This is a genomic window from Agrobacterium sp., from assembly GCF_032092815.1.
GTDB lineage: Bacteria > Pseudomonadota > Alphaproteobacteria > Rhizobiales > Rhizobiaceae > Agrobacterium.
Genome location: NZ_DAMDBP010000021.1, coordinates 32,016 through 39,975, shown reverse-complemented (window position 1 = coordinate 39,975; position 7,960 = coordinate 32,016). Strand labels below are relative to the sequence as shown.

At 54.9% G+C, this 7,960-nt stretch carries 6 protein-coding genes; 2 read left to right on the top strand and 4 right to left on the bottom strand.

The genetic code is table 11. The annotated features are described in order from the left end of the window. On the bottom strand, positions 1-849 hold an 849-nt coding region (locus RT613_RS14035), incomplete at its 3' end, for a deoxyguanosinetriphosphate triphosphohydrolase (protein ID WP_313616235.1). Between the two features lie 185 nt (positions 850-1,034). Between RT613_RS14035 and erpA the strand changes: the two genes are divergently transcribed. Continuing rightward, entirely contained in the window at positions 1,035-1,367 is a 333-nt protein-coding gene (erpA, locus tag RT613_RS14030) for an iron-sulfur cluster insertion protein ErpA (protein WP_313616233.1), read from the top strand. Positions 1,368-1,453: 86 nt separating this feature from the next. Further along, entirely contained in the window at positions 1,454-2,245 is a 792-nt protein-coding gene (xth, locus tag RT613_RS14025) for an exodeoxyribonuclease III (RefSeq protein ID WP_313616231.1), read from the top strand. Between the two features lie 177 nt (positions 2,246-2,422). Here xth and exoR read toward each other — a convergent pair whose 3' ends face one another. The 3 genes from exoR to RT613_RS14010 all read right to left on the bottom strand — a co-directional run. Further along, entirely contained in the window at positions 2,423-3,217 is a 795-nt protein-coding gene (exoR, locus tag RT613_RS14020; protein ID WP_313616230.1) for an exopolysaccharide production regulator ExoR, read from the bottom strand. A 548-nt stretch (positions 3,218-3,765) separates the two neighbouring features. Then, positions 3,766-5,025 carry an outer membrane protein transport protein gene (locus RT613_RS14015; RefSeq protein WP_409558829.1) on the bottom strand — a complete coding sequence of 420 codons (1,260 nt, stop codon included), beginning with the start codon at positions 5,023-5,025 and terminating at the stop codon, positions 3,766-3,768. Positions 5,026-5,481: 456 nt separating this feature from the next. Continuing rightward, positions 5,482-7,960 (bottom strand): valine--tRNA ligase (locus tag RT613_RS14010; RefSeq protein ID WP_313616227.1); only part of this gene is annotated, 2,479 nt, incomplete at its 5' end.

The following is a 7,960-nucleotide window of genomic DNA, read 5'->3' as shown; positions in this document are numbered from 1 at the left end:
CTGCGTCACCGCAATCACATCCTCAACCATCCGGGTAATCTGCCGGCGCATGATTTCATTGGCGAAACGTTCGCCATCGAGATTTGGATATTTGCCACGCACCTCGGCCATCAACCCAGCCAGGAACGGCACCTCTTCCAGCATCTCGAAGGTCAGGTAGCCCGAACGCAAACCATCATCAATGTCGTGGGTGTTGTAGGCGATATCATCCGAGATGGCCGCGACCTGCGCCTCAAGGCTGGCAAAGCTACCGATTTCGAGATCGTTGAGCTTGCAATAATCAACGATAGGCAATGGTACGGGACCACCCAGCCCCTGCCCGTCCTTGTCGATCAGCGGACCATTGTGCTTGACCAGACCCTCCAGCGATTCCCATGTCAAGTTCAGGCCATCGAAATCTGCGTAACGGCGCTCCAGCTTGGTAACAATGCGCAGCGACTGGGCATTGTGATCAAAGCCGCCATAAGGTTTTAGCATCTCATCCAGCGCGTCCTCGCCGGTGTGACCAAACGGTGTGTGGCCAAAGTCATGCACCAGCGCCACGCCTTCGGCGAGGTCTTCATCCAGTTTGAGCGCACGCGCCAGGGCACGGGCAATTTGTGCCACTTCAACGGTGTGCGTCAGGCGTGTGCGGTAATGATCGCCATCCGGGCTGATGAACACCTGTGTCTTGTGTTTGAGCCGGCGAAACGCCGTGGTGTGCACGATGCGGTCACGGTCACGTTGAAACTCGGAACGGGTCAGGCTGGACGATTCAGGAAACAGGCGGCCGCGTGTCGTCCACGGGTCGGCAGCAAACACCGCCCTTTCGCCGCTTCCAAAACCCAGTGCACGCTGATCAATTCTCATGTCTCACCCTGCTATCATCTGCCATTGACGTTTCATCCGCTCATTCATACCTATGCCTGAGCTTGCCGCATAGTAACCGTGACGCAGACTTTTCCTGCAAGCAGGGTATAGACCTCTTCTTTGAGTGTTTTATAATTGCGTTTAAACAAATCCCTCCGGATCTTGACCCCGGCCATGAGGAAAACATGACACAGACAGACGTAACCCTTTCCGAATCGGCAGCAAAACGAATCGTTGAAATTGTCAGCGCAGACGCTGGCAAACAGGCTCTTCGCGTTTCCGTTGAAGGTGGCGGCTGCTCCGGCTTTTCGTACAAGTTCGATCTTGAAGACAAGCAGCTTGACGATGACATCGTGATCGAGCGCGGCAATGCCAAGGTTCTGATCGACAGCATGTCGCTGATCTACATGGCCGGTTCCGAGATCGACTTCGTCGATAATCTTCTCGGTCAATCGTTTCAGATAAAGAATCCGAATGCTGTTGCAAGTTGCGGATGCGGAACGAGTTTTTCCGTTTAAGCCCTTCCTGTGAGTTCAGCGGTAAAACGGGTGTCAATTGCTCTTTCATCGGGTAAAGATAGGTCCTGACAAAAACGGGGTCTCCGATGAAAATTGCCACATGGAACATCAACGGCGTCAAAGCGCGCATTGAAAACCTCTGCCAGTGGCTGAAGGATTCCAACCCTGACATTGCCTGCCTGCAGGAAATCAAGTCTGTTGACGAGGCCTTCCCACGCCTCGAAATCGAAGCACTCGGCTATCACGTCGAAACACACGGCCAGAAGGGTTTCAACGGCGTCGCACTTCTGTCCAAGATCAAGCCGGACGAGGTCAATCGTGGCCTGCCCGGCGATGATGCCGATGAACAGGCCCGTTTCATTGAAGGCGTGTTTTCGATCAAGGGCGGTGTCATCCGCGTCTGTTCGCTTTACCTGCCCAACGGCAATCCGCCTGACGATCCCATCAAATACCCCTACAAGCTGAGCTGGATGGAGCGCCTGCGCGCCCACGCCGCCGAACGGCTGGCTCTGGAAGAGCCGCTTATTCTGGCTGGCGACTATAACGTCATTCCCGAACCCTATGACTGCCACGACCCAAAGGTCTGGGAGGGTGACGCGCTGTTTCTGCCGAAAACCCGCCAGAGCTTCCGCCGGCTGGAAAATCTCGGTTTTGTCGATGCGACACGCGCGACGAGCGATGCAGCGGGGCTTTATACGTTCTGGGATTATCAGGCCGGCGCATGGCCAAAGAACAACGGTATCCGCATCGATCACCTGATGCTGTCACCGGAGGCGACCGACAAGTTGCGGGCCGTTTCAGTTGAAAAACATGTGCGCGCCTGGGAAAAACCATCCGACCACGTGCCGGTTTGCGGTTTCTTCAACTTCGCAACCTGATTTTCTCAAACGGGAATTTCAACTTTGGCGACATAGTAGCGAGAGTCGCCACGCGACCGGTTTTACGGCCGGTTGCGTTTGCCCTGGCGCCTATGCGCCGGCATAGAGCCACGTCAACAAGTCAGCCAAATATTTGCAATGCAGGCTTGAAGCCAGCCACATGGCTGGCTTCAAGAGTCAGTCCAGATTTCCGGAACGGATGCTCTGGGCCAGCGTGATGGCATCACGGCGATCACCCTCGCCTGCCACTGCAAATGCCTGCTCCTGCAGATCCTGCACCCAAGGGCATTCGGCCGGATTACAGCGATCAAGCGCCGCCGTCATGAAAGCAAGACCGCGAACGGTCTGGCCTTCCTGGAAGATCACGTTGCCGAACACCGACATGGCACCGGCATGACCGTTGCGGCGCGCCTGGTTCAGCCACTTCTTGGCCTGCAAAACATCCGCACGGCCGCCCTCACCTGCCAGGATCATCTGGGCCAGCTGGAACTGTGCTTCTGCTACACCAAAGGTCGATGCCACCTGGAAGTAGATCTGGCGGGCCTGCGCCATGTCAGGCTTGACCGGGCTACCGGGAATGCCATGGCGATAATAGTCGGCCAGCGACAGCAGCGCGTTCACGAAGAAACCTGTGTCCTCGGAGCCCGGCTCCACGCCCTGATTGGCGATCTCATTGTAAATCTTGAAGGCTTCGAAGTCGTTCTTGGCAACACCATCGCCGAAGGCATACATGTTGGCCAGTGCCCAGCGGGAGCCTGTGTGGCCCTTTTCCGCGGCGTAACGGTAGGCTTCTACCGCGTCTTCCTTCTTGCCGTTCTTATAGGCCTTGAAGCCGAATTTGAAGAGGTCGAAAGGTCCGGATTCCTTCGTGACGCCGGCATTGATATCAAATGCGGCGGCTGGCATTGCCAGAGTGGCAATGAGGAAACCCATACACAGGGGTTTCAGGATGTTGGCTTCACGTTTCACCATTTCACCGAACTTCTTTCATTCTTCCCGGCGTATATCCAAGACCGCTGTCACACTGCAAAGACAAACCGCAACCATTTGCGATTTTCCGAGGTGAGTGCGTCTTTCTGGCCGCAGTCATCATCACTACGCGGTCATTTGGAGCCTGGGTCCAATTCCGTGTTTCACGAGACGAGATATAGGAAACATTTCCGGCAAGATAACGGCGTCTACCAACCACCCTTGCGGTAGTTGCAATCTGTGGAGATGCCCGTCTCCGCTGATAAGCCTTACACCCTGAATTCAAAACCGTTTTCACTTTCACCACGTTCACGGATAATGCGCGACACGCTTGCCCCCCGGCAAATTCGCCACCCGCGAGAATAGCGAAACGCTCCCTTTGTGGCGGGAAATGGACAAATGTGTCTCTCTTCCACCACGTCCATAAGGTTGCAGAAATGTGTTGCCAAATCGTCACATTTTCGAGGCTTAAACTAAAGAAAGGCCCGGCAGGGACCGGACCTTTCACTTTTCAGACCAAATACCAATTCTGCTTCAGGGAATGGCTTTGATCAGAACTTGATCTTCACACCCGTGGAGATGGCAGCAACGACATCATTGCCGAAGTCGTAACCAGCTTCGTTACCGCAGGTAAAGCCTGCGCCGCACGGTCCGCCGTTGATAGACGAGCTACCCGAGGTCAAGAGGCCGATTGCACCGGCGATCTTGAATTCGAGATTCTTGTTTGGCGAATAAATGACCTGCGTACCCAGTGTCCATGTGTCCGTCTGCGTGCCGATAACGGTCGATGTTCCACGGTCCCAAGTCAGGCTGACTGCGCCGCTCCACTGGTCGTTGAACTTGTGTCCAACACCACCAGACACGGTCCAGCCATCACGGTAGAACAGATCGAGCGTATTGAGCGTATCGGAGCCGCTTGGTACGCAGGGCGATGTGCCGACAGCACAAAACGGAACGACTGAGATCTGGCTCCAGTCGGTCCATTTTACCGAGGCAAAAGCCAACCAGTCAGGTGCTATGCCTGATTGGACCTTGAGTTCGACGCTATCCGGCATGGAAATGGAACCGTAAACCGGTACGATTTTACCACCATACTTCGCCAGCGTTGGAGACAAGGCTGCAGGAGTCTGCGGAACGTTCGTTACGTCTGCAATACCGCTCAGGTCGTGATCGACCGCGCTGTTATAGACAAGGCTCGCACGGAAAGCGATTTCCGGGATTTCGTAGGCAACGCCTGCACGCCAGCCCCAACCGTCACCTTCAAGTTCCAACTTGCCGACGCCGCTGAAGCTTGCCCAGGCCGGATTGAGGCCGAGCACCGCTGGTCCGAGAACCTGACGGTATTTGTAACCGCTGATTTCCTGATAGAAGCCACCGCCGATGATCGAGAAATCACCCTTGCCGACCTCAAACTTGACGCGGCAGGTCGCAGCATAGTTATGCGATTTAACCTTGGTGTCGATGTTGTAGCTCGACCCCTGCCAGATGCCGGGATTGAGATCCGCACCCCAAGGCTGCGAGTAATCGAACATGCAGTCGCCGAAATCGCCGATAGCAGCCTTTACGCCAATACGTGGCGACCAGAAGCTTTCGGAATCGTCTGCTGTCGTAGACCAGGATGCAGGAAGCGGACCACCTTTGGCCGCATTATCTTGAGCATTCTTTACTTTGCGGTGCGGCATCACGAAGGTGCCGGACGCATCCAGAGCATAATCTGAAGGATCGAACAGAAGATCGATATTGTAGCCGCCGCGCTCCAAACCTCCAGCGAACGATGGCGATGCAACAATCGTACCTGCGATGAGGCACATTGCGCCTTTTATAAATACACTCTTTGCCATCTCTCTCCCCAAACAAGGCAATGTGATGGTGAAACTGTGAAGCGCTTCGCCCAAAATGACAATGCCGGACTTCTGCCCCCTACCTTATGATTAGCTAAAATTATTTACGTAAGATTTTGACAAAACCAAAGAAATCACCGGCTTTTGGGATGAGATTTCAAATTCACTAGAATTTTAGACAATAAATCAAAAAAAATTCTACAAGACCGCTAAACTGTAACATTATCACTACAGCGAGAGCTTTCCCAAAACACCCCTCAAAAATTCTAACAACTGATACAGTTTTTGAGAATTCGCGACCGTTGGTGCCATTTACGAGTGCCCAAGCCCTTCACAACATTGCGAAAAGCGAGAAGACAAAAGGCGCATTCCTGTCAGAATGCGCCTTTTGACAATTCCAGGTCTGCTTACGTAACCGAAAGCCGATCAACCAGCCTCGTTGACCCGTGTCAGAGCCGTCTTGAGGTTGGCAATTTGCACTTCCAGCTCGGCATTGCGTTCACGGTCGGCCGCAACAACTTCCGGATCGGCATTGGCAATAAACTTCTCGTTGCCAAGCTTTTTGGCAATACGGTCCATTTCTGCCTCAGCCTTGCCAATCGCCTTTTCGAGGCGGGCCTTTTCAGCCGCGACATCGATCAGGTTGCCAAGCGGCAGGCAGGCTGTCGCCTCACCCACGATGATCTGCGCCGACCCCTTCGGAGCAGACGTGGCGAGCGTGATGTTTTCAGCACGCGCCAGACGACGAATGGCCGCGTCATGACGCTCCAAACGTGAATGCGTGACACCATTGGCACCCACAACAACCAGCGGTGCAGTTGCGCCCGGCGGTACGTTCATTTCAGCGCGTGCCGAACGAATGCCGGTAACGAGATCAACCAGCCAGTTGATTTCGGCCGCAGCAGCGGTGTCGGTGAATTCCGGTGTTGGCCAGGCGGCATGGCACAGCAGACCGTCGCGGCTTTCGCCTTCTTCAACCGTATGCGCCCACAGCTCTTCCGTCATGAATGGCATGAACGGGTGCAGCAGCTTGTAGATTTCATCCAGAACATAAGCCGCACAAGCCTGCGCTTCCGCCTTGGCATTTTCATCTTCGCCACTGAAGACTGGCTTCAGCAGTTCCAGATACCAATCGCAGAACTGATTCCAGACAAAGCGGTAAAGCGAGCTTGCAGCATCGTTGAAGCGATAGTTGCCAATTGCTTCCGTTACCTCATTTGCCGTTACGGCAAGTTCGGTCAGGATCCAGCGGTTGATGGTCAGCGTTGTTGTTTCCGGCAGGAAGGACGGATTGCGCTTTACACCATTCATTTCCGCAAAGCGGGTCGCGTTCCACAGCTTGGTGCCGAAGTTGCGATAACCGGCAATACGGGCAGGATCGAGTTTCACGTCGCGACCCTGCGCTGCCATGATCGACAGCGTAAAGCGCAGCGCATCGGCACCATATTCGTCGATCAGTTCCAGCGGGTCGATGACATTGCCCTTGGACTTCGACATCTTCTGGCCGTTCTTGTCGCGAACCAGCGCATGGATATAGACCGTGTGGAACGGCTCAACCGGAACACCGGCATCATCCTTCATGAAATGCAGACCCATCTGCATCATGCGAACGACCCAGAACGGAATGATGTCAAAGCCGGTGACCAGAACGTCGGTCGGGTAATAACGTGCGAGTTCCGGTGTCTGGTCCGGCCAGCCAAGCGTCGAGAATGGCCACAGTGCCGACGAGAACCAGGTGTCGAGAACGTCTTCGTCACGGGTCAGGATTTCGCCCGGCTTGAAGTTTTCAAGCTTTTCCTCAACCCAGGCCTTCCATGGACCTTCGTGAGAAATATAGTGCTGGATCGCAGCCTGCAGGGCTTCTTCTTCCGTCTTTTCAACGAAAACCTGGCCATCAGGACCGTACCATGCCGGGATCTGGTGACCCCACCACAGCTGGCGGGAGATGCACCATGGCTCGATGTTTTCAAGCCAGTTGAAATAGGTCTTTTCCCAGGACTTTGGAACGAACTTGGTGCGGCCTTCGCGAACGGCTTCGATCGCAGGGCCAGCCAGTGTCTTGTTGTCCACCCACCACTGTTCCGTCAGGCGCGGCTCGATTGGCACGCCACCACGGTCGCCATGCGGCACCATGTGCTTGTGCGGTTCGATCTTGTCGAGCAGACCGGCATCTTCAAAGATCTCGACGATGATCTTGCGGGCGGCGAAACGGTCCTGCCCTTCCAGACGATCCCAAGCACCATGAAGTGCTGCCGGATGGTCGAGACCTTCCAGGAAGTCTTCATTGTCCTTGATGGTAACGGTGCCATCGACGTTGAGAATGTTGATGGCGCGCAGACCTGCACGCTTGCCAACTTCAAAGTCGTTGAAATCGTGGGCTGGCGTGATCTTGACCGCGCCTGTTCCGGCTGTCGGATCGGCATAGTCATCGGCAACGATCGGGATCTTGCGGCCAACGATTGGCAGGATGACGTGTTTGCCGACGATTGCCTTGTAGCGCTCGTCTTCCGGGTTTACCGCAATACCGGTATCACCCAGCATGGTTTCCGGACGGGTCGTGGCAACCACGATGTAATCGCGGGTTTCATACTCCGTCGCTTTGCCGTCTTCATCGAAGGCAACAGGGTACTGGTAGGTTACGCCCTTTTCCAGGGGATAACGGAAGTGCCAGAGATTGCCCTTCACTTCCAGCTGCTCAACTTCCATGTCGGAAATGGCGGTCAGAAGCTTGGGGTCCCAGTTCACAAGGCGCTTGTCCTTGTAGATCAGGCCATCCTTGTAGAGACTGACGAAAACTTCCAGAACAGCCTGCGACAGGCCCTCATCCATGGTGAAACGTTCACGCGACCAGTCACAGGAGGCGCCAAGACGCTTCAGCTGGTTGAAGATCAACCCGCCGGATTCG

Bases quoted from the DNA above. Each gene is read 5' to 3' on its own strand.
- exoR (WP_313616230.1), bottom strand. From the start codon at position 3,217: ATGGTGAAACGTGAAGCCAACATCCTGAAACCCCTGTGTATGGGTTTC.
- xth (WP_313616231.1), top strand. From the start codon at position 1,454: ATGAAAATTGCCACATGGAACATCAACGGCGTCAAAGCGCGCATTGAA.
- erpA (WP_313616233.1), top strand. From the start codon at position 1,035: ATGACACAGACAGACGTAACCCTTTCCGAATCGGCAGCAAAACGAATC.
- RT613_RS14015 (WP_409558829.1), bottom strand. From the start codon at position 5,025: ATGTGCCTCATCGCAGGTACGATTGTTGCATCGCCATCGTTCGCTGGA.